At 38.9% G+C, this 22,468-nt stretch carries 23 protein-coding genes, 1 tRNA gene and 1 pseudogene; 16 read left to right on the top strand and 9 right to left on the bottom strand.

Annotated elements, in window-relative coordinates; all coding sequences use genetic code 11:
- Positions 1 to 389: 389 nt before the first annotated feature.
- The 3 genes from HMPREF2876_RS08655 to HMPREF2876_RS08645 all read left to right on the top strand — a co-directional run bounded on the left by HMPREF2876_RS08655 (position 390) and on the right by HMPREF2876_RS08645 (position 2,704).
- On the top strand, positions 390 to 1,157 hold the full coding sequence (locus HMPREF2876_RS08655; protein ID WP_024052623.1) for an epoxyqueuosine reductase QueH: 768 nt from the start codon (positions 390 to 392) through the stop codon (positions 1,155 to 1,157).
- A 184-nt stretch (positions 1,158 to 1,341) separates the two neighbouring features.
- Positions 1,342 to 1,980, top strand: coding sequence for a deoxynucleoside kinase (locus HMPREF2876_RS08650; protein ID WP_024052624.1), 639 nt, complete (start codon positions 1,342 to 1,344; stop codon positions 1,978 to 1,980).
- Between the two features lie 64 nt (positions 1,981 to 2,044).
- Entirely contained in the window at positions 2,045 to 2,704 is a 660-nt protein-coding gene (locus tag HMPREF2876_RS08645) for an HD domain-containing protein (protein WP_024052625.1), read from the top strand.
- Positions 2,705 to 2,775: 71 nt separating this feature from the next.
- Here HMPREF2876_RS08645 and HMPREF2876_RS10970 read toward each other — a convergent pair.
- From HMPREF2876_RS10970 to HMPREF2876_RS08625, 3 genes and pseudogenes are all read right to left on the bottom strand, one after another.
- Positions 2,776 to 3,284, bottom strand: a pseudogene (locus HMPREF2876_RS10970) (DUF308 domain-containing protein).
- 686 nt (positions 3,285 to 3,970) lie between these two features.
- Complete coding sequence (locus HMPREF2876_RS08635) at positions 3,971 to 5,116, bottom strand: low temperature requirement protein A (protein ID WP_070241521.1); 1,146 nt, start codon at positions 5,114 to 5,116, stop codon at positions 3,971 to 3,973.
- 312 nt (positions 5,117 to 5,428) lie between these two features.
- Positions 5,429 to 5,938, bottom strand: a complete 510-nt coding sequence (locus tag HMPREF2876_RS08625) for a helix-turn-helix domain-containing protein (RefSeq protein ID WP_005591592.1) — start codon at positions 5,936 to 5,938, stop codon at positions 5,429 to 5,431.
- A gap of 207 nt (positions 5,939 to 6,145) precedes the next feature.
- Between HMPREF2876_RS08625 and HMPREF2876_RS10680 the strand changes: the two genes are divergently transcribed.
- From HMPREF2876_RS10680 to HMPREF2876_RS08610, 4 genes are read left to right on the top strand one after another with little or no spacing between them, the layout of a single operon-like run.
- Complete coding sequence (locus HMPREF2876_RS10680; protein ID WP_082901105.1) at positions 6,146 to 6,328, top strand: hypothetical protein; 183 nt, start codon at positions 6,146 to 6,148, stop codon at positions 6,326 to 6,328.
- A gap of 45 nt (positions 6,329 to 6,373) precedes the next feature.
- On the top strand, positions 6,374 to 7,351 hold the full coding sequence (locus tag HMPREF2876_RS08620) for a replication initiator protein (protein ID WP_024052629.1): 978 nt from the start codon (positions 6,374 to 6,376) through the stop codon (positions 7,349 to 7,351).
- Positions 7,352 to 7,362: 11 nt separating this feature from the next.
- Positions 7,363 to 7,551: a DUF3173 domain-containing protein gene (locus HMPREF2876_RS08615; protein ID WP_000369785.1), complete on the top strand. Its 189-nt coding sequence runs from the start codon at positions 7,363 to 7,365 to the stop codon at positions 7,549 to 7,551.
- Between the two features lies 1 nt (position 7,552).
- Positions 7,553 to 8,692 (top strand): site-specific integrase, encoded by a 1,140-nt coding sequence (locus tag HMPREF2876_RS08610; RefSeq protein ID WP_024052630.1) that lies wholly within the window; start codon positions 7,553 to 7,555, stop codon positions 8,690 to 8,692.
- An 86-nt stretch (positions 8,693 to 8,778) separates the two neighbouring features.
- On the opposite strand, the gene HMPREF2876_RS08605 is transcribed toward HMPREF2876_RS08610, so the two are convergent.
- Positions 8,779 to 8,851: transfer RNA gene (locus HMPREF2876_RS08605), tRNA-Lys, on the bottom strand.
- A 272-nt stretch (positions 8,852 to 9,123) separates the two neighbouring features.
- Entirely contained in the window at positions 9,124 to 10,395 is a 1,272-nt protein-coding gene (locus tag HMPREF2876_RS08600) for a replication-associated recombination protein A (RefSeq protein ID WP_070241524.1), read from the bottom strand.
- A 101-nt stretch (positions 10,396 to 10,496) separates the two neighbouring features.
- Between HMPREF2876_RS08600 and HMPREF2876_RS08595 the strand changes: the two genes are divergently transcribed.
- The 8 genes from HMPREF2876_RS08595 (at position 10,497) to dtd (ending at position 16,871) form a co-directional block, all read left to right on the top strand.
- The gene (locus HMPREF2876_RS08595; RefSeq protein ID WP_070241525.1) at positions 10,497 to 10,967 is read left to right on the top strand and encodes a DUF3013 family protein; all 471 of its coding nucleotides are present in this window, start codon (positions 10,497 to 10,499) and stop codon (positions 10,965 to 10,967) included.
- A 50-nt stretch (positions 10,968 to 11,017) separates the two neighbouring features.
- Positions 11,018 to 11,461: an NUDIX hydrolase gene (locus HMPREF2876_RS08590; protein ID WP_024052633.1), complete on the top strand. Its 444-nt coding sequence runs from the start codon at positions 11,018 to 11,020 to the stop codon at positions 11,459 to 11,461.
- The gene (locus HMPREF2876_RS08585) at positions 11,458 to 11,937 is read left to right on the top strand and encodes a GNAT family N-acetyltransferase (RefSeq protein ID WP_024052634.1); all 480 of its coding nucleotides are present in this window, start codon (positions 11,458 to 11,460) and stop codon (positions 11,935 to 11,937) included. The genes HMPREF2876_RS08590 and HMPREF2876_RS08585 overlap by 4 nt, the downstream gene beginning before the upstream one ends.
- Before the next feature lie 3 nt (positions 11,938 to 11,940).
- The gene (gene prmA, locus HMPREF2876_RS08580) at positions 11,941 to 12,894 is read left to right on the top strand and encodes a 50S ribosomal protein L11 methyltransferase (protein WP_024052635.1); all 954 of its coding nucleotides are present in this window, start codon (positions 11,941 to 11,943) and stop codon (positions 12,892 to 12,894) included.
- Positions 12,895 to 13,638, top strand: coding sequence for a 16S rRNA (uracil(1498)-N(3))-methyltransferase (locus HMPREF2876_RS08575; protein WP_024052636.1), 744 nt, complete (start codon positions 12,895 to 12,897; stop codon positions 13,636 to 13,638). It abuts the gene before it with no gap.
- Positions 13,639 to 13,802: 164 nt separating this feature from the next.
- The gene (locus HMPREF2876_RS10675) at positions 13,803 to 13,949 is read left to right on the top strand and encodes a hypothetical protein (RefSeq protein WP_003070706.1); all 147 of its coding nucleotides are present in this window, start codon (positions 13,803 to 13,805) and stop codon (positions 13,947 to 13,949) included.
- A gap of 173 nt (positions 13,950 to 14,122) precedes the next feature.
- Positions 14,123 to 16,339 (top strand): RelA/SpoT family protein, encoded by a 2,217-nt coding sequence (locus HMPREF2876_RS08570; protein WP_070584693.1) that lies wholly within the window; start codon positions 14,123 to 14,125, stop codon positions 16,337 to 16,339.
- 88 nt (positions 16,340 to 16,427) lie between these two features.
- Positions 16,428 to 16,871, top strand: coding sequence for a D-aminoacyl-tRNA deacylase (dtd, locus tag HMPREF2876_RS08565; RefSeq protein WP_024052638.1), 444 nt, complete (start codon positions 16,428 to 16,430; stop codon positions 16,869 to 16,871).
- A gap of 105 nt (positions 16,872 to 16,976) precedes the next feature.
- Here the strand turns inward: dtd and HMPREF2876_RS08560 are convergent, their stop codons facing one another.
- The 4 genes from HMPREF2876_RS08560 to HMPREF2876_RS08545 form a co-directional block, all read right to left on the bottom strand.
- Positions 16,977 to 17,642 carry a metal-dependent transcriptional regulator gene (locus HMPREF2876_RS08560; protein ID WP_024052639.1) on the bottom strand — a complete coding sequence of 222 codons (666 nt, stop codon included), beginning with the start codon at positions 17,640 to 17,642 and terminating at the stop codon, positions 16,977 to 16,979.
- A 154-nt stretch (positions 17,643 to 17,796) separates the two neighbouring features.
- Entirely contained in the window at positions 17,797 to 18,729 is a 933-nt protein-coding gene (locus tag HMPREF2876_RS08555) for a metal ABC transporter substrate-binding protein (RefSeq protein WP_024052640.1), read from the bottom strand.
- Between the two features lie 34 nt (positions 18,730 to 18,763).
- Positions 18,764 to 19,612, bottom strand: coding sequence for a metal ABC transporter permease (locus HMPREF2876_RS08550; protein WP_024052641.1), 849 nt, complete (start codon positions 19,610 to 19,612; stop codon positions 18,764 to 18,766).
- Position 19,613: 1 nt separating this feature from the next.
- Positions 19,614 to 20,333 carry a metal ABC transporter ATP-binding protein gene (locus tag HMPREF2876_RS08545; RefSeq protein WP_070584691.1) on the bottom strand — a complete coding sequence of 240 codons (720 nt, stop codon included), beginning with the start codon at positions 20,331 to 20,333 and terminating at the stop codon, positions 19,614 to 19,616.
- Between the two features lie 176 nt (positions 20,334 to 20,509).
- Between HMPREF2876_RS08545 and HMPREF2876_RS08540 the strand changes: the two genes are divergently transcribed.
- Positions 20,510 to 22,405 carry a M13 family metallopeptidase gene (locus HMPREF2876_RS08540; protein WP_070584688.1) on the top strand — a complete coding sequence of 632 codons (1,896 nt, stop codon included), beginning with the start codon at positions 20,510 to 20,512 and terminating at the stop codon, positions 22,403 to 22,405.
- The last annotated feature ends 63 nt before the right edge of the window (positions 22,406 to 22,468 follow it).

The following is a 22,468-nucleotide window of genomic DNA, read 5'->3' as shown; positions in this document are numbered from 1 at the left end:
TTCAGCAAGTCCCAATTTCTAGTTGCTGACCTAAAATAGTCCACAGGACTGTTTTGACTTTTACCTTTGCACAGTTGGTTAGGATAGCCGCTATCACCGGTATAACAAGGGATAAGGTTATCCAACCAACCACTGTGTATTGCAAGCCAAACTATAAAATGCATGAGGTTGGGAACTTTTGTCTCAACCTCTTTTTTAGCTTGATTTCATATAGAAGACAAAAAGGATACAAAGTAAAAATAGAAGTTCCAAAAATGTTCGATGAATATTAGGAATTTATTGCTGTTACTTAATAAATTAGTACCACTTGACAAAGCCATTCTCTTTTGTCTATTTGTCTCTGCTCCTTTTCTGTGGTAAAATAGTGATACATTTCTAAGGAGAAAACAATGATTGATGTTGAAGAAATTCTGAGTAAAATGAATCCCAATCAAAAGATCAATTACGACCGCGTGATGCAAAAAATGGTCAAAGTTTGGAAAGCAGACCAGAAGCGTCCTACGATTTTGATGCACACCTGCTGTGCACCTTGCTCAACTTATACGCTGGAGTATTTGACCCAGTATGCGGACGTGACGGTTTATTTTGCCAATTCAAATATTCACCCCAAAGCAGAATACCAACGCCGTGCCTATGTTACTCAAAAATTTGTTCACGATTTTAATGAAAATACTGGTAATCATGTTCAATATTTAGAAGCTCCCTATGAGCCTCAGGAATTTTTCCGGACAGTACACGGTTTGGAAGAAGAGCCGGAAGGTGGCGATCGTTGTAAAGTTTGCTATGATTATCGCTTGGATAAAACGGCACAAGTGGCGGTTGATTTGGGATTTGACTATTTTGGAAGTGCCTTGACAATCAGCCCTCATAAAAATTCGCAGACAATCAATAGCGTTGGAATTGAAGTACAGAAAGTTTATGCAACGCAGTATCTTCCTAGTGATTTCAAGAAAAATCAAGGCTATAAGCGCTCAGTCGAAATGTGCGAGGAGTACGACATTTACCGCCAATGTTATTGTGGTTGTGTATTTGCAGCACAGGCGCAAGGAATTGACCTCGTTCAGATTAAAAAAGATGCGACGGCTTTTTTGAAAGGAAAAGATTTAGAAAAAGATTATTCGCATATCAAATTTACTGTCACGAATGGAGAATCCTAAAATAACGCTTGTATGGAGTTGATTGCGCTTCTTTATACAAGGTTATTTTTGTTTGTACATTTAGAAGTTTTATATCTTGACGTCATCAATATATTGTGTTATCATTTTCTTTGGCACAATATATGGTAGTTCAACTGAGACTGATGACCTGATATTGGATAGATTTGGGAGGTGCAGGAAGATAGTGATTATTTTAGCGGGCATGATTGGGGTAGGCAAGACGACCTACACTTATCGACTAGCCGAGGAATTAGGAACGCAGCCTTTTTTTGAACCTGTAGAAGAAAACCCTATTTTGGATAAGTATTATGAAGACCCTGATAAGTATGGTTTTGCTTTGCAGATTTACTTTCTAAACAAACGCTTTAAAATGATTAAAGCGGCCTATCATGATGACAATAACATTCTAGATCGTTCTATTTATGAAGATGCTCTGTTTACTTACATCAATACCCTCAAAGGCAGCATTAGTGAGCAAGAGTACAATATCTACTTGGAACTTTTGGACAATATGATGGAAGAAATCCAAGGTTTACCTAAGAAGGCGCCAGATTTGTTGATTTATTTAGACGGAAGTTTCGATCATATTATGAACAATATCAAAAAACGTGGTCGCGATTATGAGCAACCAAATGAAGAAAATGGGCTCGCTGACTACTATCAGCTGCTTTACAAGCATTATCAAAATTGGTATGAAGATTACAATTATAGTCCTAAAATGAGAATTGCAACGGATGATTTAGATATTGCAAATCCAAATGACTGGAATCACGTGTATCAACAAATTCAACAAAAAATGAAAACGATTGGCCTTCAAAAGTGAGTTCAATCAAAAAATCTCAAAATCGCTTCGAGATTTTTGTGTATATAAATAAAAAGGGTGACAGATGATAACGGATAGACAAGCGAAAATTCTTCAAGAAGCGAGAGATTTTGTTTATGCTGAACTGAAAGACGAGATGAGCGGGCATGACTGGTGGCATATTGTGCGTGTCACGAACAATGCTGTAGAAATTGCTACACAAGAACAAGCAGATGTTTTTATTTGCGAGCTAGCTGCCTTGCTGCATGATATAGCTGACGGGAAATTAAATGAGAATGAAGAGGTGGGCTTGCAAAAGGTTGAGCAATGGCTACAGAATCATCAGGCTTCAGATGCGGAAATAGCTCATGTGCTGGATATTATTTCAACGATGTCATTTAAAGGTGGTCATCAACAGAAGAATGTCAGCACTTTGGAGGGGCAAATTGTTCAAGACGCTGACCGTTTGGATGCGATTGGAGCGATTGGAATAGCGCGAGCTATGGCTTATTCAGGTCATATAGGGAGACCGATTCACGATCCAGATTTGCAGCCGAGAGAAAACATGACATTGGAAGAATATCGCGCTGGGAAGAGTTCAGCTATCATGCATTTCTATGAGAAATTACTCAAATTAAAAGACTTGATGAATACAGACTATGCTAAGCAATTAGCGATAGGTCGCCACCACTTTTTGGAAGAATACCTAGAGCAATTCTATGCAGAATGGGATGCGAAAAAGTGACAATTAAAGATACGAAAAAGCTGAGAATATAACTTCCCAGCTATTTTAATATGCCCAAAATGGTAGCTAGATTATTTACGAAAGGCATCAACGATATAGGTAAAACCAGCAATTAAAAATGCAAAAGCAACGGCATAAATGACAAAGACGCTTGTAGCTGTTGGATTGAACAAAATGACTAATCTAAGCAGAAATACAAGTAGCGCCACCCACATGATGTGATTGCCAATAGCAGGGAAAATCAGTCCTAGACAATTACCTTTAAAGAAAGCAATAATGGCTTCTACAATTAACTAAATTCCTAAAATGGTTGGAATGATGACAGGTAAGGTCACAATCCATAGGCAACGAGGTAGAGAGCTAAGAGAAGATTAACAATCCCTTGGAAAAGATAAACTGGTGAGCGAAGCTCTTTTGGTACAGAGAAATAGCCTAAAATAGCTGCTATAGAAGCAACCAGTAAACCAAATGCAATCCACCAGCTGTAAGCAACAAGATTAGCTACTGGGTTTGTAAATAGAAAAAGTGCTAAAAGGATAAAAACAACTCCTGCAAGGAATAGCAATAAACGATTAGAAATTTCATTTCAATACCCCCTATATAGTATAGTTTGAGAATGAAAGCATTTTAACTCTTTTGATGGGAGATATCAAGAAAGGAAATAGATAGTTTGAGAATTTTAGTATGGCTTTTTGTGGAACAAAAAAGGCTGTTTTATTATTTTTTGTAACTATAACAAGGTTAGAAGATTATAAGTGGGAACAACAAAAAAGAGGATGGGACAAAAATCCGACCTCAAATATAAAAAGCGAACAAAACTAGTTTTCTGGTAATCAGAATTCTGCTTTGTTCGCTTTTCGCATTTAATTATAGATTTGAAGGGCTTAATAATTAAGATTTTTAAAAATTGAAATCTTTTTGTCCCAAACTCTTTCTACTTAAATTTTATTATGCCCCCTACATGGATGTGTAAGAAATTTTTATATTGAAAGTAATCAAAAATGTTGAAAAACAAATGATTTTTGGAAGATGCATTTAGGTATTTTCAATGTCAGGATTTAAAAATGGGGCAAAAGTGGGGCAAAAACGAATGACTCACATTTGGTTTGAAAACCTATAATACCTAATGATTATGCCATACTAGATATATAGTGTTGTTATAAATAAATGTCAGTGCGAGTTCAAATCGGAGGATAAAATGGAAAAACAAATTAATGAAAAAATTAAATCCTTGGTTTCCAAAGCTTTTTTTATGTTATAAACTCATTAAAAGAACCCCCAGTTAGATTTGGAATATTTTTTATTCTGTGTCATATAAAAATAAATAAAATGAATGGCTATAGCTAGAGCTAAAATGGTTGTTATACTCACTACTATTATAGGATTAGAAGCAAAGATTAAAGAGAGAATCAAGGCAGCCAGATAGAGTGTCGCTTGGACACAGTAGTAACTTTTCGAATAGCGAAGATAGTGTTTGTTATAGGGCCCATTTACTAGGACAGCAGCTTGAAAGAGGCCAAATCCGATATAAGAGAAGCTGGTTGCAAAGAGAAGATTAGCTTCAGGATTCAGAAGAAAACTCATCGAAACGGTCATCATAATAAGTCCAATGAAAATAGGATAGTGACTGTAAATTAGAAATAGTCCCTTTTGATTAGATTTTTCATCAATAGCATGGTCGAATTGACCAAAATAAAACAAGAACAGAGAAAGCATAATAATGAAATAAAGAACCGAATAAATCGAGAAATTCTCGATTGTAAAGAAGTTAGCTAGCTCCATAATCATCTCTCCAAACGTAATAATGACAAGAAGGGAGATGCGCTCGATTAAATGGGGGAGATTTACCTGGTAATGCTTATCTTTACTAAGCAAGATAATTGGCATAATAAATGTTAGCAGAATACTAGCAAATAAGACAGAGACTCCAACGTAAATAGGAAGAAGAGCTGCTAGATAGACTCCTAAACTTCCTAGACCTGTTATCCATAGAAAACCTTTGATACTTTCCCGTTCAACATTATCGGTTGATTTTCTAAAAAATTCAACCAAATATTGTAAAAATAAGGTAAAGGTTAATGTACCAACAGCCCAACAAAGATAATGAAAATATTGTTGCCAATCAGGTCCAATCATATTGGCTATAAAGAGTAAAAGTCCCATTTTGATAAACATGATTACCATGTTAAATAAAGAGTTCTTTCCATAGCGATTGGTATAAACGGTTTGAATCATCCATGAATCAGTGAGAACCAAGACAGCCATGAAAAAATCAAGGAAAGAATTCCAAGTCAAAATACCGTTATGAAGATGCTCAATTAAAGTAGTTACTTTTGAAATTGCAAAAACAAAAACTAGGTCATAAAAAAGTTCTGAAAATTCTACACGTTTATGTTTAATAAGAGTTGTCATCTTAAGTCCTTTCTATTCTAGAAGTACAATTTATTATAACAGAAAATGGTAATGAGAGAAAAGGAGATGCTTAAATAACTTTATGTGGCGCGAATTGTAAAAACCTTGGACACATTTACCTCATGTACCAACTCACAGGCAGAGTGTTTGATGATTGGTAATAAAGAATGGGTGTTGAAACATTCAAGTTATTATCATACTGAGAAAGATGGAACAACAAAACGAGTTGAGTTCAATGCAACTAAGCAACCGGAAGAACTGAAGAATAAGATTATACAATAGAAAAAGCGAGCCTAAAACTCGCTTTTTTATTTAATCTAATAGCTCCTTATTTTCAATTAAGAGTTCTAGTGGAGATTTATCTCTTGCTTCAATAAAACCAGGTTCATATTGGGTATGAAGTGTTCTTTTCTGAGAAGTTGGATCAATATACAACTCTTTTCCATCTTCTGTGTATAGTTGGTTGCCTCTTGTTAGGTAAAGTAAATCCTCTAAGTACTGTCCATCAGTATGTAGGAAATGCTCGATGTATTTGACAGCTTTTAAGATTTCACTTACTTTATCAGAGTATTCATTAGATTCAAGAACACTCTTTTCTAACTCAATCTCTTTACTCGTTCCAAAGAGTTGGGTTGGAGTTGCATTAAAATATTCCGCTATCTTATCCAAATTTGCAAAGGTAGGATAGCTTTTTTGTTTTTCGTAGTCAGAGATGGATTGTTTACCGATTCCTAAATCTTCCGCAAGTTGAGTTTGACTTACTCCTTTTTCTATGCGTAGGCGTGCCAAATTGGGTCCAAAATTTTGAATAATAAAGGTCATGGGAAACTCCTAATTTTATTTTTAACTTATTTTATCACCTATAAACTTACAAATCAAGTTTTTAGTTGACTATCCAAAATAATTTTTATAAAATATATTTATAACTTATAAACAAGTTATAAACTATACAAAATGGTTCGTAAGTTTAAGGACAGTGAGTGAGGAGGAAGTTGAGGGCGAGACTATGACTTATGACTATTCGAAGCCTTGGAGCTAGAAATTGTGTGGACAAGGTCAAGGGACGAGCCTGACGGGAAGTCAGGCGAAGTCCTGCAGACTGTCGTCCATACAATTTCTAGCCAAGCAAAAGCTGGCTATTCTAACAGCCAGCAAAAAGGGACACTTAGGACAACGTCCAAAGAACGACGGAACGAGCAAACGTTGATTTGACGGTGTTTCTGAGGCCTAAAAAATCTAAAAGAAGGGGGGACAATTTTGTTGGTTTCTATACAAGATTTAAGAAGCATTCAAGAACGATGTGATGTAGGAGAATTAGTACAGAGGTTAGATGTCAGTATCGATAGACTAACGGTTATCTGGGATACAGACACTGGTTCTCTAAGACGGATTTTCAAAAATCTGAAACAGGCAATAAGTACAAGAGTTGATTCATTTGAAATATATGATAATGTTCGAGATGATGTCTTTACTTTAGCTAAAGTTTTTAATGAGTATGATTCAATCAATATTATATTCTTCCAATTAGCCATTTATGGAAATGAACAATTGATTCGGATTGATTTCAATCCTAACACTTTAAAAGAATTTGATGGAATGAAAGTATGGAGGCAATTAATGTACTTTGCTAGATTGAATTCATTGACGGTACGTTTGTCTCGTTTTGATTTGGCATTTGACATTTTCAACAGGCCTGAGATCGTTAATTTGCAACATATTAAAGGTGGTGTTACCCATAAGGTCTTCTATGGTCGAGGGGGTGAATTAGAGACGAAATATTGGGGTTCTAGCGGTAGTAATGTACAAGTTAGGTTATATGATAAGAATAAAGAAATCATTGCTCACAAGCGCGATGAGAAGCTAGATTTGGCTGTAAATCCGTTTTGGTGGAGACTGGAATTCCAACTTAGAACCAAAGCGATTGGTGAGGAGATGGTCCAAGATGTTATGAATCGACTTGATAATTTCGGATTTTATAAGCTAGAACATATTCGAGTGGAGCAAAGAGCATTTACAATTATCTTTCTCAACAATCCTGAACTGTTATCATTGGCTTTTCCAAATTTAAAATCAGACAGCATCAAAAAGAAAAAAACAAGAGTCCGCAAACTATTGAGAGAAGAAACGAACCAATTTGCGGAAGAATTAAAAGAAGTATTAATACAGAATCTCCCTAAATTAAATACAGAATTACAACTACTTGTAGGTGAGTTTCTGAATTTAGAAAATAAATAAGGAGGATAACTATGGACAATAATTTAATTAGTAACAAAGAATTAATTGAAATGGGCTATCGCCCTCATACAGCGAATGATATCATTCATCAGGCGAGAGAATTACTTGTATCACGAGGCTATACGTTTTATAATCGCAAACGTTTGATGGTTGTTCCCAAAAGTGTTGTAAATGAGATTCTAGGAACTGAGGTGGCGTAATATGGCAAGTGTTCGTTATCGAAAGCGAGGAGATAGTAATTTATGGACCTATGAAATTCGTAGCGAAGGGAAAACAGTTGTTCATAATAGCGGTTTTAAAACAAAAAAACTTGCAGAGTCAGAAGCTGAACCGATTCTGCAAGAACTTCGTTTAGGGAAAAGAATTTCTAGAGATATTTCTCTTGTCGATCTATATCAAGAATGGCTTGAACTAAAAATTCTACCGAGTAGTAGGTCGGAAGAGACAAAGAAAAAATATCTTCTCCGTAAAAACACAATTGAAAGATTATTTGGAAATAAAAAAGTCACTCAAATTCGTGCGAGTGAATACCAAAGAATTATGAATAAGTATGGACAAACAGTTGGTAGAAATTTTCTTGGTAGATTGAATACTGGAATTCATCAGAGCATCCAAATGGCAATTGCTGACAAAGTTCTAATAGATGATTTTACACAACATGTCGAGTTGTTTTCATCCAAAGAACAACAGATGACAGAAGAGAAATATTTACATACAGAAAAGGACTATCTGGATTTACTTTTAGCAGTAAAGAGAAAATTCGATTACCAACGTTCAATTGTTCCTTATATCGTCTATTTTCTATTAAAAACAGGCATGAGGTTTGGAGAGTTAGTAGCGTTAACTTGGAATGAGGTTGATTTTGACAGAGGATTGTTAAAAACATACAGGAGGTATAATACTCTCTCTCATAAGTTTGTTCCACCAAAAAATAAAACGTCTATTCGGATGGTTCCGATAGACGAAGAGTGTATCAAAATTTTGCGCCTTTTACAAACGGAGCAAGAAAGATCAAACATGGAGTTAGGAATCAAAAATCGATATCGAATGATCTTTCAACATTTTGGATATATTCATTCAGTTCCAGATATTGCAAGCGTCAATAAAGCTTTGAGTGTTCTCTTAAATGAGTTGGACATTTATCCAATTATCACGACAAAAGGAGCACGTCACACCTATGGAAGCTACCTCTGGCACAAAGGTTTTGACCTTGGAGTTATTGCAAAAATTCTAGGGCATAGAGATATTTCAATGTTGGTAGAAGTATATGGACACACTTTAGAAGAGAAAATTTTTGAGGAATTTAATCAAATCAGAGATATCTGGAAAGATTGCTCATAAAAAAATGTGGGGCAAATGATGGGGCAAATGCTCTTAAGACAAGCAAAAAAGCCTTGGTTATCAAGGCTTTTACTGTTGAAGTTTGATGCCCCCTACAGGGCTCGAACCTGTGACCCATGGATTAAGAGTCCACTGCTCTACCAACTGAGCTAAGGAGGCAACAGAAAAAGCTGTATTGGTGCCGGACCTTCACGATTTGTATTGAACCCGCGCAATTAAGCAGGTGGGCAACTCGCTCTAACTGAAGCTGCTTCCGCGTGAGACGGCCTGCAAGCTGTTAGAAGTCTTTTGTTTCCCTAATAATACAAAAAATAGTCGGTCAACACTTAAGTGTGAAGTCGTACACCACAGCGTTTCTATAATTATGATACCACAATTTTTGAAAAATTCAAGAGAAAAAATTGATTTTTTGCAAACGATACCACGATTTTTTAGTGGTTTTTGAGTTGTTCAATCTTATTTTTAGTCATGCCAAGGGCTCGTTCGTACTTCCCGTTTTCGTTCGGAGTGAAATAATCGGCATTTTTAATTTTTTCAGGAAGGTAGTCTTGCTGCACCCAATTACCAGGATAGTTATGTGGATATTTGTAATCTTGTGCGTTTCCCAGCTCCTTGCTACCAGCGTAGTGACCGTCTCGTAGATGGCGGGGGATAGGGAAGTTTCCATTTTGTCGCAAATCCGAAAGAGCTTTATCTATAGCTACTATGGCAGAGTTGGACTTAGGAGAAAGTGCTAGGTCAATGACAATGTTGGCAATGAGGATGCGAGCTTCTGGGAACCCAATTTTTTGAGCAGCTTCAAGTGCGGTCACTGTATGAATCTGAGCATCGGGGTTTGCCAGACCAATGTCCTCATAAGCGATGACCGTCAGACGTCGTGCGAGACTGGGAAGGTCTCCAGCTTCAATCAAGCGAGCTGCATAATGGAGACTGGCATTGACATCAGACCCGCGAATAGACTTCTGTAAGGCGGACAGAACGTCATAGTGCCCGTCTCCGTCCTTGTCCATAGTGATGTAGCTCTTTTGCAGGCTGTTTTCCATAATATCCAGAGTGATATGGCGAACGCATGTATTATCTGCTTGAGTAGAGAGAACTGCTAAATCTAGAGAATTAAAGGCTGAGCGCAAGTCTCCGTTCGTGGAAGTGGCAATGAAATCCAGAGCGTCATCATCTAGCTGGACAGGAAAGTCAAAGCCTCGTTCGGTGTCCGTCAGGGCTGTTTGAATAGCTTGTTTAATATCGTCATTTGTCAGAGGCTCCAGCTCGAAAATCTGTACCCTGCTGCGAATAGCAGGAGTGACGGAGAAAAAAGGATTTTCTGTTGTGGCACCAATCATGATGATTAGACCGTTTTCTAACAGAGGGAGGAGGAAGTCCTGCTTTGTCTTATCCAAGCGGTGAATCTCATCTAAAAGTAGCACCAAACCACCAGAGAACTTGGCTTCTTCCGCAATCTCTTGCAGACGCTTCTTACTATCAACGGTAGCATTAAAGGTCCGAAAAGCAAATTTTGTAGTACCAGCGATGGCAGAAGCAATGGAAGTCTTACCGATGCCGGGCGGACCATAGAGAATCATGGAAGACAGGCGATTGGCTTCCACCATGCGACGAATGATTTTTCCTTCACCGACCAGATGTTTCTGACCGATGACCTGATTGATATTTTTAGGCCGCATGCGAATCGCTAAATTGTCTGGCATACGTTTTCCTCCTTACTGGTATTCTTTTCAACTGTTCTGATTTATGTTACTATAGTTATATCTATTTTAACACATTTTAAAGGATTGGAGAGAGGCTGGCTATGGTTAAATATGGATTTTTGGATATATTAAATGAAGAAATGGGGCAATGCTTTCCATTTGACTATGAGATAAACTGGGATAAGAAGAATCATGCCGTAGAAGTGTCCTTTCTCTTAGAAGTACAAAATGCAAATGGCATCGAACTGTTAGATGTGGATGGAGAAAGTAGCACAGAAGACATTTTCTTTGAAGAAAGCGTTCTCTTTTATAATCCTGCTAAGTCTCACTTTGAAACAGAGGATTATCTAACAGTTGTTCCTTACGAGCCAAAAAAAGGTTTGTCTCGTGAATTCTTGACCTACTTTGTGGATTTTTTGAAGCAGACAGCCGAAGAGGGATTAGATGCTCTCATGGATTTTCTGGCAGATCCAGCGGCAGAGGAATTTGAAATTGTCTGGAATAATAAAGCTTTTGAAAAAGCCAGAGCAGATTTGCAAGAGACGGACTTTTATCCCTATCCGAGATACTAAAACACAAGGGTGTCCCAAGAAGACGACTAATTGTGCGGAAGAAAGTAAGAATGAGCGATATGACTGTTTTGCATCAAACGTTTGATTTCTCAGGCTGTAAAATTGCTTTGCTGCATGGTGATACAATTTTAACCATTTTAAGAGACGATATTTCGACTATTCCTTATCCTAATATGTGGGATTTTCCTGGCGGTGGGAGAGAAAAGGACGAGACGCCTTTTGAGTGCATTAAAAGAGAAGTCTTTGAGGAGCTGGGCATTGAACTGATGGAGGATTCCATTGCTTGGGTCAAATGTTATCAGGGATTTGTTCATCCTGAGAAAGTTTCTGTTTTCATGGTGGCTTCTATCTGTCAAGAACTAATAGATCAGATTGTCTTTGGTGACGAAGGACAGGGCTACAAATTAGTAAATATAGAAGAATTATTAGCGGATGAAAACGTCATCCCGCAGTTGAAAAGTAGATTGGGAGATTATTTGGAGGTGCAGAGATGATTCATATAGAACAAGCAGAAGCTACAGATTTAGAAACCATTATCGGTATTCAACGTGCTAGTTTTAAAGCTGTCTACGAAAAATATCATGACCAGTATGATCCTTATCTGGAAGATAGGGAGCGGATTAAGTGGAAGTTGGTGGAACGTCTTAATAGTTTTTACTATTTTGTCAAAGATGATGAGGAAATTGTTGGCTTTCTTCGCTTGCAAACCAACGATGAGCGAACAAAAGGTTGGCTTGGTACAGCTGCGATTTTGCCTCAATATCAGCGAAAAAGCTATGGCTACGAAGGGATTCGCCTGCTAGAGAAAAGATTTCCTACGATTACTCAGTGGGATTTGTGTACGGTTTTCCAAGATGAGCCTATGGTCAAATTTTATGAAAAATGCGGCTATCATCAAACGCATACTGAACCAGAGCAAGAGGGCATGGATATGGTTTATATGACGAAGAGTATTAAAAGAAAGGAATGACACATGAACACTTGGCAAGAACTAACTATCATGGTCAGCCGTGAGGCGGAAGAAGCGGTCAGTAATATTCTGATTGACCTAGGCAGTCAAGGTGTGGCGATTGATGACAGTGCGGATTATCTGGGGGAAGCTGGTCCTTTTGGGGAGGTGCTGCCTCAGGTAGAGCAGCTGAATATGGTTGCCATTACGGCTTATTACCCAGAAACAGCGAATCTTGAAATGATTCGTCAAGAAGTGAAAGAGCGTTTGGTACAGCTTAGAGATTTTGGTTTGGAGATTGGAGAAACCCAGTTAACCACTCAGCAGCTGGCAGAGGAAGATTGGGCGGACAATTGGAAAAAATATTTTGAACCGGCTCGAATCACCCATGACTTGACCATCGTGCCGTCCTGGACGGACTATGAGGTGACCACTGGTGAGAAGATTATCAAGCTGGATCCTGGCATGGCCTTTGGTACGGGCACTCACCCGACGACCAAGATGAGCCTCTTTGCTCTGGAGCAGGTCCTGCGGGGCGGAGAAACGGTGCTGGATGTGGGTACAGGCAGTGGGGTTCTCTCCATTGCCAGCTCTCTCTTGGGTGCCAAGGAGATTTTCGCCTATGACCTAGACGATGTGGCTGTCCGTGTTGCTCAGGAAAATATTGCGCTGAATGCTGGGACTGAAAATATTCATGTGGCAGCTGGCGACCTTCTCAAAGGCATTGATATTGAGGCTGATGTCATTGTAGCCAATATTCTGGCGGATATTTTGGTAAATCTAACGGATGATGCTTACCGTTTGCTTAAGGATGAGGGCTACCTGATTATGAGCGGAATTATCTCTGAGAAATGGAATCTGGTGCGGGAGTCAGCAGAAGCTGCTGGATTTTTCCTTGAGACCCACATGATTCAGGGCGAGTGGAATGCCTGTGTCTTTAAGAAAACCAAGGAGATTTCAGGAGTGATAGGAGGTTAGATGCAGCAGTATTTTGTGAAAGGACAGGTTGAAAATCCTGTCATTATCAGAGATAAAGATACCCTCAAGCATATGTTTTCTGTTATGCGTTTGGTAGAAGATGATGAGGTAGTACTGGTTTTTGAGGATGGTATTAAACGTCTAGCAAGAGTTGCAGATAGAGAGCGCCATGTGCTGAATCTGGTAGAAGAATTGCCAGAAAACGCGGAGCTGCCACTTCATGTGACGGTTGCTTCTGGCTTTCCCAAGGGAGACAAGCTAGAATGGGTAGCTCAGAAAACGACGGAACTGGGTGCAGCTGCTATCTGGGCCTTTCAGGCCGACTGGTCTGTTGCCAAGTGGGACGGTAAGAAACTTGCTAAGAAAGCAGACAAACTAGAGAAGATTGTTTTGGGAGCAGCAGAGCAGAGCAAACGCAATTGGGTACCAGAAGTTCGACTTTTCGAGAAGAAAATTGATTTTTTAGATTGTTTGAGCCAGTTTGACCGCGTCATTGTAGCTTATGAGGAATCTGCCAAAGGGGGAGAGTCTGCTGCTTTGGTCAAGGCTGTGACAGAACTCAAAAAAGGAAGTCGGATTTTATTTATTTTTGGTCCAGAAGGTGGCCTGTCTCCAGCAGAAATTGCCACATTGGAAGAGATGGGAGCTATACTTGCAGGGCTGGGTCCACGTATCTTGCGGACAGAGACAGCTCCGCTTTACGCACTCAGTGCAGTCAGTGTACTGACAGAGCTACTGCAATAGGGAAAAATCATTGGGAAAGCTAATTTCTATTGTCCTTAACTCCTGACTTTGGTATAATATAAGTGAAATATCTAGCTTAGCTAGAAAGGATGGAAGTACAGGAACAAATTTGCTAGCTAGATGACGAAAAATGCTTTTGCTTGATAAGGAGAGGAGGTTCAATCATGTCTTTATCTACCTTATTTGAGTTGTTGATTGCTATGCTAGGCGTTGTATCAGCTTGCTATCTCATTTATGCTTATGTTGAATTTATCGGAGATATGTTGCATACTGAAAAACATCACTTCTTCCATCACAACCCGCCTATTTAAAGGCGGGCTTTTTACCTGAAATGGTGCCATGTTCTTTTTCCTAGTATTGGGGAAATGGTATTGAATCTGCAGCTTTTAGGTATTTCTTATGATTCTATTGCTTTCTTCTGTATTTCCTTGTTTTCATATCGGTCTAAAAATGATAAAATGGTAGGAAGAACTGGAGAGAGAAAATGCCAAAAGAAGTGAATTTGACGGGCGATCAAGTGGTCGCTCTTACTAGAAAGTATTTATCATCAGAAGATGTTGCCTTTGTTCAAAAAGCTTTGGTTTATGCAGTAGGTCGGCATCGGGGGCAATTTCGCCAATCAGGTGAGCCATATATCATCCATCCGATTCAAGTGGCAGGGATTTTAGCTAAGCTAAAGTTGGATGCGGTCAGTGTCGCTTGCGGTTTTTTACATGATGTTGTAGAAGACACAGCTGCAACTTTGGACGATTTGGAAGGCGAGTTTGGACATGATGTGCGCGTGATTGTCGATGGTGTGACCAAACTTGGTAAAGTCAAGTACATGTCTCACGAGGAGCAGTTGGCTGAAAACCACCGAAAAATGCTAATGGCGATGTCTAAGGATATTCGTGTCATTTTGGTCAAGCTGGCAGACCGTTTGCACAATATGCGAACGCTCAAGCATCTGCGCAAAGACAAGCAGGAACGCATCTCATGTGAAACCATGGAAATTTATGCTCCGTTGGCTCATCGCTTGGGGATTTCGAGCGTCAAATGGGAATTGGAAGATTTAGCTTTTCGATATTTGAATCCGACAGAGTTTTATAAGATTTCCCACCTGATGAAAGAAAAACGTCGGGAACGTGAGGAGTTAGTGGACGAAGTGGTTCATAAGATTGAAACCTATGCGTCTGAGCGTAATCTTCATGGGGAAATTTACGGTCGTCCTAAACATATTTACTCCATTTATCGGAAAATGCAGGACAAGAAAAAGCGTTTTGATGAGATTTATGACTTGATCGCTATTCGTTGCATTTTAGATACGCAAAGTGATGTGTATGCTATGTTGGGCTACATTCATGAACTCTGGCGACCAATGCCCGGACGTTTTAAAGATTATATTGCTAATCGCAAGGCAAATGGTTACCAGTCAATCCATACGACCGTCTATGGGCCTAAGGGACCGATTGAGTTTCAAATTCGGACCAAAGAAATGCACGAAGTGGCAGAATACGGGGTTGCTGCACACTGGGCCTATAAAAAAGGTATTAAAGGGCAGGTTGATAGCAAAGAATCGGCGATTGGGATGAATTGGATTAAGGAGATGATGGAACTCCAAGACCAGTCCAATGATGCACAGGATTTTGTGGATTCCGTCAAGGAAAATTACCTTGCTGAAGAAATCTATGTCTTCACGCCGGATGGTGCTGTTCGTTCGCTGCCAAAAGACTCAGGACCGATTGATTTTGCTTATGAAATCCATACAAAAGTGGGTGAAAAAGCGGTTGGTGCAAAGGTAAATGGTCGCATGGTGCCCTTGACTACGAAGTTAAAAACTGGGGACCAAGTTGAGATTATTACCAGTTCCAATTCCTTTGGACCGAGTCGTGACTGGATTAACCTTGTTAAGACTAGCAAGGCACGCAATAAAATTCGTCAATTTTTCAAAAATCAAGACAAGGAATTATCCATTTCTAAAGGTCGAGAACTTCTGCAAGCACAATTTCAAGAAAATGGCTATGTGGCTAACAAATACATGGACAAAAGACACATGGAAGAAGTTCTGCAAAAAACGAGCTACAAAACAGAGGAAACTCTTTTTGCGGCGATTGGGTTTGGTGAAGTTAGTGCTGTTTCGATTTTTAATCGTTTGACAGAAAGAGAACGCCGTGAAGAAGAGCGTGCTAAAGCAAGAGCTGAAGCAGAAGAGCTTGTTAAGGGCGGTGAAGTCAAGGTTGAAAACAAGGACACCCTCAAGGTCAAACATGAGGGCGGCGTCATTATCCAAGGTGCGTCAGGGCTTTTGATACGGATTGCCAAATGTTGTAATCCAGTTCCTGGTGATGAGATTGTCGGGTACATTACAAAGGGGCGCGGGGTTGCCATTCATCGTAAGGACTGTATGAATCTACGAGCGCAGGAAAATTATGAGCAGCGCTTGATTGAGGTCGAATGGGAAGAAAATACCTCTACGAAAGAATACACAGCGCACATTGATATTTATGGTTTGAATCGAGCAGGTCTTTTGAACGATGTGCTGCAAGTTTTGTCTAATACAACAAAAAATATCTCCACTGTGAATGCACAACCAACTAAGGATATGAAATTTGCCAACATTCATGTTTCTTTCGGAATCGCTAATTTATCCATGCTCACAACAGTTGTAGATAAGATTAAGAGCGTGCCAGAAGTTTATTCTGTCAAACGGACAAATGGCTAGGTGAGGACAGCAGAGCGGAAATGTTTTGCTAAAATTGCGTTTTTGTGAATTAATTCACAAAATGTAACGAAAATTAGGAAGTTCAACAATGAAAATAGTGATTCAGCGTGTGAAGCGAGCTTCGGTATCGATTGATAACGAACTTTATAATCAAATTCAGCAAGGACTACTGTTGCTAGTCGGTGTTGCTCCAGATGATGCTCAAGAAGATGTGGCATATGCAGCGAGAAAAATTGCCAATATGCGGATTTTTTCAGATGATGAAGACAAGATGAACTTGTCCGTCAAAGACGTAAATGGAGAAATTCTTTCTATTTCTCAATTTACCCTTTACGCAGATACAAAAAAAGGTAATCGCCCAGCTTTTATAGGCGCTGCTCAACCAGACTTGGCTAGTCAATTGTATGATGATTTTAACGAATTGCTAGGTCGAGAAATACCTGTTAAAACAGGTGTTTTCGCAGCTGATATGCAGGTTGAGTTAGTCAATGACGGACCGGTGACGATTGTGTTAGATACGAAGAATCGTTGAGAAAATGATAAATAAAAACGAGTCTGGACAAAACTGTTCCAGACTTGTTTGCTTTCTAGGATAAAACTCAATACGCATTGAGCAGTCTCCAATGTGTTAATGTTATCAGTTTCGACTTCCTTTTATATTTTTTTCCACATAAAGCTGTTGAGCGATAGCAGAGTTGACTTGCAGCTCTTTTCCATTGACCTTGAGCGCATACAGTTGAGCGTAAGGATCGTATTGCTCCAGAATCAGCGTATCTCCCAGATGTAAATCGTGTTTTTCCAAATATTTTAATAATTCAAATTCATCGTGAACTCGTGTTAAACGATAGGTCCCAGCATTTTCAACTTGATCTAAAGTCAATTGGTATTTTTCGACCAATAATTCACCTTTTGCAGGAATGGTTCCGCCGTGGGGACAGGTTTCTGGGAAATCCAGCATTTTTTCTAAGCGCTCGACAAATAATTCTGAAACGGTGTGTTCTAAGACTTCCGCTTCTTCATGGATTTGATCAGTCGTATATCCCAAATCATGTACGAGGAAAGCCTCGATTAAACGGTGCTTGCGATATAGCTCAGAAACAAGATGTAAACCAAGATCTGTCAGTAAATAACCGCTTGTTTTATCTTTTACAATCAATTTTTCGGCTTTCATCTTTTTAATCATTTCTGTGACAGCTGGGGGAGACACCTGCATCTGGGCGGCAATTTCTTTATTTGTAATTTTTTTAGTATGCGTACCAATCTCATAAATACATTTGAGGTAATCTTCTTTGTTTGGGGTCATATTGTCCTTTTACTCCTTATCATACTAGTATATCAAAAATAACTTAAGAATACAGCCGATAACCGCTTGTTTCAGAGAATGAAAGGCTTATTTATTCAAGAAGGATTTCAAGTAAAAAGGAACTGGTAATCATTTCCGGCTCCTTTTATATTTCTTATTTACTAAGACCTTCGGCAATTTTATCTAAATTCCATTTCATCATGTCGTAGTAGCTATCGCCTTTTTCTCCTTTTTCAGCGATTGAATCAGTGAAAATCTTGGCATAAATTGGAATTTTTGTATCTTTTGAAACAGTCTTCATTGGACGGTCATCAACACTACTTTCAACAAAGAGTGATGGTACTTTTGTTTTACGAAGTTTTTCAACCAATGTTTTGATTTGATCTGGAGTTCCTTCTTCTTCAGTGTTGATTTCCCAAATATAAGCAGATGGGACACCATAAGCTTTAGAGAAGTACTTGAAGCAACCTTCGCTTGTAACAATCATTTTCTTTTCAGCAGGAATATTATTGAATTTTGCTTTTGCTTCCTTGTCCAATGTTTCAAGTTTTGCAGTATAAGCTTTCAGATTCTTTTCATAAGTTTCTTTGTTTTTAGGATCTTTTTCAATCAAACGTTTTGCAATGTTTTTAGCATAAATAATTCCGTTTTCTAGATTGAGCCAAGCATGAGGATCTTCTTTCCCTTTTTCATTTTGACCTTCCAGATAGATAACATCCACTCCGTTACTTACAGCATAGTAATCTTTGTTCTCAGTCTTTTTCGCATTTTTGACCAATTTTGTAAACCAAGCATTTCCGCCGGTTTCCAAATTGATACCATTGTAGAAAATCAAATCAGCTTTTGATGTTTTTTTCACATCCTCTGGTAATGGTTCGTATTCATGTGGATCTTTTCCGACAGGAACGATACTGTGCAGATTGATTTTATCACCAGCGATATTTTTGGTAATATCAGCGATGATCGAGTTGGTAGCAACAACATTCAATTTTGAAGATTTGTTGGCAGAAGTTCCTTTTTGACCAGCGCAGGCAGCAAGCCCGATGATGGCTAAAAACAGAACGGCGATAAAACCTAATTTTTTCATATAAGGTTCTCCTTTAATAAATGAAATACTAATTTTATTTTAGCTTGGGTTTATTTTTTAGTTTGTTAAATCGTTGTTTTGGAGCGATAAAGAAACTAATGGCAAAGATAATGGCGGATGTCAGTACAATGCTTGAGCCAGCCGCAACATTAAAGGTATAGCCAATGAAAAGTCCTAAGACAGATGCAATTGCCCCCAAGCTAGAAGACAAGATAATCATCGTTTTAAGACTGTTAGCGTGAAGATAAGCAGTAGCAGCAGGTGTAATCAGCATGGCAACAATCAAAATCGTTCCCACGCTTTGCATAGCTGTAACTGCAACTAGCGTCAAGAGAATCATCAAGAGATAATGATAAAAATTGACTGGCATCCCCATCGCTTTTGCCAGAAGTGGATCGAAAGATGTAATCAATAATTCTTTGAAGAATAGTCCAATAATAATTAGAACAGCGATTCCTACACCAATTGTAATCCACATATCAATGTCTTGCACAGCTAAGATATTTCCAAAAAGAATATGGAAAAGGTCGGTTGAACTATTCGCAACTCCAATCAAAATGACTCCAAGAGCTAAAAAGGAACTAAAAGTTATTCCAATGGCAGTATCACTTTTGATAATTGAATTTCCTTTAATATAAGTAATAATGACCGAAGCTAAAAGCCCAAAAACAATGGCTCCGATAAAGAAGTTGATTCCTAAAATAAAGGAGAGTGCAACTCCTGGCAAGACTGCGTGTGAAATGGCATCGCCCATCAAGGACATGCCTCTTAGGATAATGAAGCAACCAACTGCTCCAGCAACAATCCCGATGACAATGGCCGTAATCAGTGCATTTTGTAAAAAATGGAAATTTTGTAGTCCATCAAGAAATTCTGAAAACATATTAAAGACCTCCATTCACAAAAAGCTGAGAGCCGTAAGCTTTTTTCAAGTTTTCTTCTGTGAAAGTTGATGAAGTTTCCCCAATGGCAATGAGTTCTTTATTCAAAATTAAAACTTGATCAAAATAATGCGGGACTTTTCCTAAGTCATGGTGGACGATGAGAATCGTTTTTCCTTGTTCTTTTAGATTGCGTAGCGTTGTCATGATAATTTCTTCGCTGATCGAATCAATCCCGACAAACGGTTCGTCCAGAAAGATACAGTCTGCTTCTTGTACCAGACAGCGCGCAATCAAGACCCGTTGAAATTGCCCTCCTGACAACTGGCTGATTTGGCGTTCAGCATAATCCTCTAAGCCGACAATGCGCAGCGCATTTGTCACCTTGTCCCAGTCTGTGCTTTTTAGTCTGTGAAACAATTTCACTTTTGGATACAGTCCAAGCGATACACATTCTTTTACTTTGATAGGAAAGTTGTAGTCAATGTGAATTTTTTGTTCCACATAAGCTACGTGACTGAGCACTTTTGAGAATTCTTTATCATCAAGATAAGTTTGTCCAGCGTGGTCAATGATACCCAACATTCCTTTTAAAAGAGTGGATTTACCAGCTCCGTTGGGGCCAATAACTCCCATGATAGTTGGGTCTTGGATTTCCAAAGAAATCTGATTGAGAGCAAGTGTTTCCTGATAAGAGACACTTAAATTTTCGATACGTATCATTTTTATACCCCCTCTGCTGTTAATATACATTAAAATAAAAATTAAGTCAAGTTAATTTTTAGAATTTTTAAGAAAAATCAGAAGTAAAGTTTGACAGAAAATCTCTTTTGATTAAAGTTTGATTATTCAGAACTTTTTTGATAGGATTAAGATAAAACAATGAAAGCGAGAACAAGATGACACGTTTACAAGATGATTTTTTTGACTATGTCAATGGTGAATGGGAAAAAACAGCAGTTATTCCTGATGATAAGCCTGTGACAGGTGGATTTATGGATCTGGATCAAGATATTGAAAAATTGATGCTGGCTACAACTGATAAATGGTTAGCAGGTCAAGATGTGCCGGATGATCCAATTTTGCAAAATTTTGTGAAATACCATCGTTTGGTGGCAGATTTTGACGGACGGGAACAAGCAGGAGTTGCTCCAGCGATGCCGCTTGTGGAAGAATATAAAGCGCTTGGCTCTTTTAAGGAATTTGCAGATAAGATTGCTGAATATGAAATGGCTGGAAAGCCAAATTTCTTTACTTTTGATGTTGCTCCAGACTTTATGAATGCGCAAATGAATGTTCTCTGGGCCGATGCGCCTGGAATCATTTTGCCAGATACAACCTACTATGAAGAAGGAAATGAAAAAGGCAAGGAATTGCTGGCAATCTGGCGGAAAATGCAGGAAGAATTGTTGACTAAATTTGGCTTTTCGGCAGAGGAAACAAAAGATATTTTGGATAAATATCTGGAATTGGATGCTAAATTAGCCAAGTATGTCCTGTCAAATGAAGAAAGTTCAGAATATGTGAAATTGTATCATCCTTACGATTGGGCAGATTTTACGAAGCTAGCTCCAGAATTGCCGCTTGACGCGATTTTTACAGAGATTTTGGGACAAGTCCCAGACAAAGTGATTGTTCCTCAAGAGCGTTTCTGGAAAGACTTTGCAGCAGAATGTTATTCAGAAAAGAATTGGGAGCATTTGCATGCGGCACTGAAGTTATTCTCTACTGGAGCATGGACTTCTTTGCTCACTGAAGAAATTCGTGTCCTTTCAGGTACCTATGCACGCGCTATCTCAGGTGTCCCAGAACCACGTCCAAAAGAAAAGGCAGCTTACCAGCTAGCGCAAGGTCCGTATAACCAAGCACTTGGTTTGTGGTATGCGCGAGAAAAATTCTCACCTGAAGCAAAAGCAGATGTAGAGCACAAAGTTGCTGCTATGATTGATGTTTATAAGTCGCGTCTGGAAAAGGCGGATTGGCTCGCTAAGGAAACACGTGACAAAGCGATTGTCAAACTCAATGTCATCACACCGCATATCGGCTATCCAGAGAAATTGCCAGAAACCTATGCGAAAAAAGTGATTGATGAGAATTTGAGTTTGGTGGAGAATGCTCAAAATTTAGCAAAAATTTCTATTGCGCATACATGGAGCAAGTGGAACAAGGAAGTGGATCGCAGTGAATGGCACATGCCAGCCCATATGGTCAACGCGTATTATGACCCACAGCAAAATCAAATTGTGTTCCCAGCAGCCATTCTCCAAGCGCCATTTTATGATTTACATCAATCTTCATCAGCTAACTATGGTGGAATCGGTGCGGTGATTGCTCATGAAATTTCTCATGCCTTTGACTCAAATGGAGCTTCATTTGACGAACACGGAAGTTTGAACAATTGGTGGAAGTCAGAAGATTACGAGGCCTTTCAAGCACGTACTCAAAAGGTGATTGAGCAATTTGACGGACAGGATTCTTACGGTGCTAAAGTCAATGGGAAACTAACTGTTTCAGAAAATATTGCAGACCTTGGTGGTATTGCGGCAGCACTGGAAGCCGCTAAGAAAGAAGCAGACTTCTCTGCAGAAGAATTCTTTACTAACTTTGCCCGTATCTGGCGCATGAAAGCTCGGCCAGAGTTCATGCAGATGCTAGCCAGCGTGGACGTGCATGCTCCTGGAAAACTTCGGGCAAATGTTCAATTGCCAAACTTTGATGATTTCTTTACGACTTTTGATGTTAAAGAAGGCGATGGCATGTGGCGCAAACCAGAAGACCGCGTGATTATTTGGTAATGGTTCACTTTACTTAAAACCAGTTGGAAGGCACTAGCCCCATAAAATGAGACACAAGAAAAA

Origin of the sequence: Streptococcus sp. HMSC073A12 (assembly GCF_001812815.1) — a bacterium.
Lineage (GTDB): Bacteria > Bacillota > Bacilli > Lactobacillales > Streptococcaceae > Streptococcus > Streptococcus vaginalis.
Note: the sequence above shows the minus strand (reverse complement) of the source record. Positions and strands in the feature narration are given on the sequence as shown.

Excerpts from the sequence above, each read along its gene's own strand:
- HMPREF2876_RS08655 (WP_024052623.1), top strand. The coding sequence starts at position 390 with ATGATTGATGTTGAAGAAATTCTGAGTAAAATGAATCCCAATCAAAAG.
- HMPREF2876_RS08645 (WP_024052625.1), top strand. The coding sequence starts at position 2,045 with ATGATAACGGATAGACAAGCGAAAATTCTTCAAGAAGCGAGAGATTTT.
- HMPREF2876_RS08635 (WP_070241521.1), bottom strand. The coding sequence starts at position 5,116 with ATGACAACTCTTATTAAACATAAACGTGTAGAATTTTCAGAACTTTTT.
- HMPREF2876_RS08625 (WP_005591592.1), bottom strand. The coding sequence starts at position 5,938 with ATGACCTTTATTATTCAAAATTTTGGACCCAATTTGGCACGCCTACGC.
- HMPREF2876_RS08615 (WP_000369785.1), top strand. The coding sequence starts at position 7,363 with ATGGACAATAATTTAATTAGTAACAAAGAATTAATTGAAATGGGCTAT.
- HMPREF2876_RS08610 (WP_024052630.1), top strand. The coding sequence starts at position 7,553 with ATGGCAAGTGTTCGTTATCGAAAGCGAGGAGATAGTAATTTATGGACC.
- HMPREF2876_RS08600 (WP_070241524.1), bottom strand. The coding sequence starts at position 10,395 with ATGCCAGACAATTTAGCGATTCGCATGCGGCCTAAAAATATCAATCAG.
- HMPREF2876_RS08595 (WP_070241525.1), top strand. The coding sequence starts at position 10,497 with ATGGTTAAATATGGATTTTTGGATATATTAAATGAAGAAATGGGGCAA.
- HMPREF2876_RS08590 (WP_024052633.1), top strand. The coding sequence starts at position 11,018 with ATGAGCGATATGACTGTTTTGCATCAAACGTTTGATTTCTCAGGCTGT.
- HMPREF2876_RS08585 (WP_024052634.1), top strand. The coding sequence starts at position 11,458 with ATGATTCATATAGAACAAGCAGAAGCTACAGATTTAGAAACCATTATC.
- prmA (WP_024052635.1), top strand. The coding sequence starts at position 11,941 with ATGAACACTTGGCAAGAACTAACTATCATGGTCAGCCGTGAGGCGGAA.
- HMPREF2876_RS08575 (WP_024052636.1), top strand. The coding sequence starts at position 12,895 with ATGCAGCAGTATTTTGTGAAAGGACAGGTTGAAAATCCTGTCATTATC.
- HMPREF2876_RS10675 (WP_003070706.1), top strand. The coding sequence starts at position 13,803 with ATGTCTTTATCTACCTTATTTGAGTTGTTGATTGCTATGCTAGGCGTT.
- HMPREF2876_RS08570 (WP_070584693.1), top strand. The coding sequence starts at position 14,123 with ATGCCAAAAGAAGTGAATTTGACGGGCGATCAAGTGGTCGCTCTTACT.
- dtd (WP_024052638.1), top strand. The coding sequence starts at position 16,428 with ATGAAAATAGTGATTCAGCGTGTGAAGCGAGCTTCGGTATCGATTGAT.
- HMPREF2876_RS08560 (WP_024052639.1), bottom strand. The coding sequence starts at position 17,642 with ATGACCCCAAACAAAGAAGATTACCTCAAATGTATTTATGAGATTGGT.
- HMPREF2876_RS08555 (WP_024052640.1), bottom strand. The coding sequence starts at position 18,729 with ATGAAAAAATTAGGTTTTATCGCCGTTCTGTTTTTAGCCATCATCGGG.
- HMPREF2876_RS08550 (WP_024052641.1), bottom strand. The coding sequence starts at position 19,612 with ATGTTTTCAGAATTTCTTGATGGACTACAAAATTTCCATTTTTTACAA.
- HMPREF2876_RS08545 (WP_070584691.1), bottom strand. The coding sequence starts at position 20,333 with ATGATACGTATCGAAAATTTAAGTGTCTCTTATCAGGAAACACTTGCT.
- HMPREF2876_RS08540 (WP_070584688.1), top strand. The coding sequence starts at position 20,510 with ATGACACGTTTACAAGATGATTTTTTTGACTATGTCAATGGTGAATGG.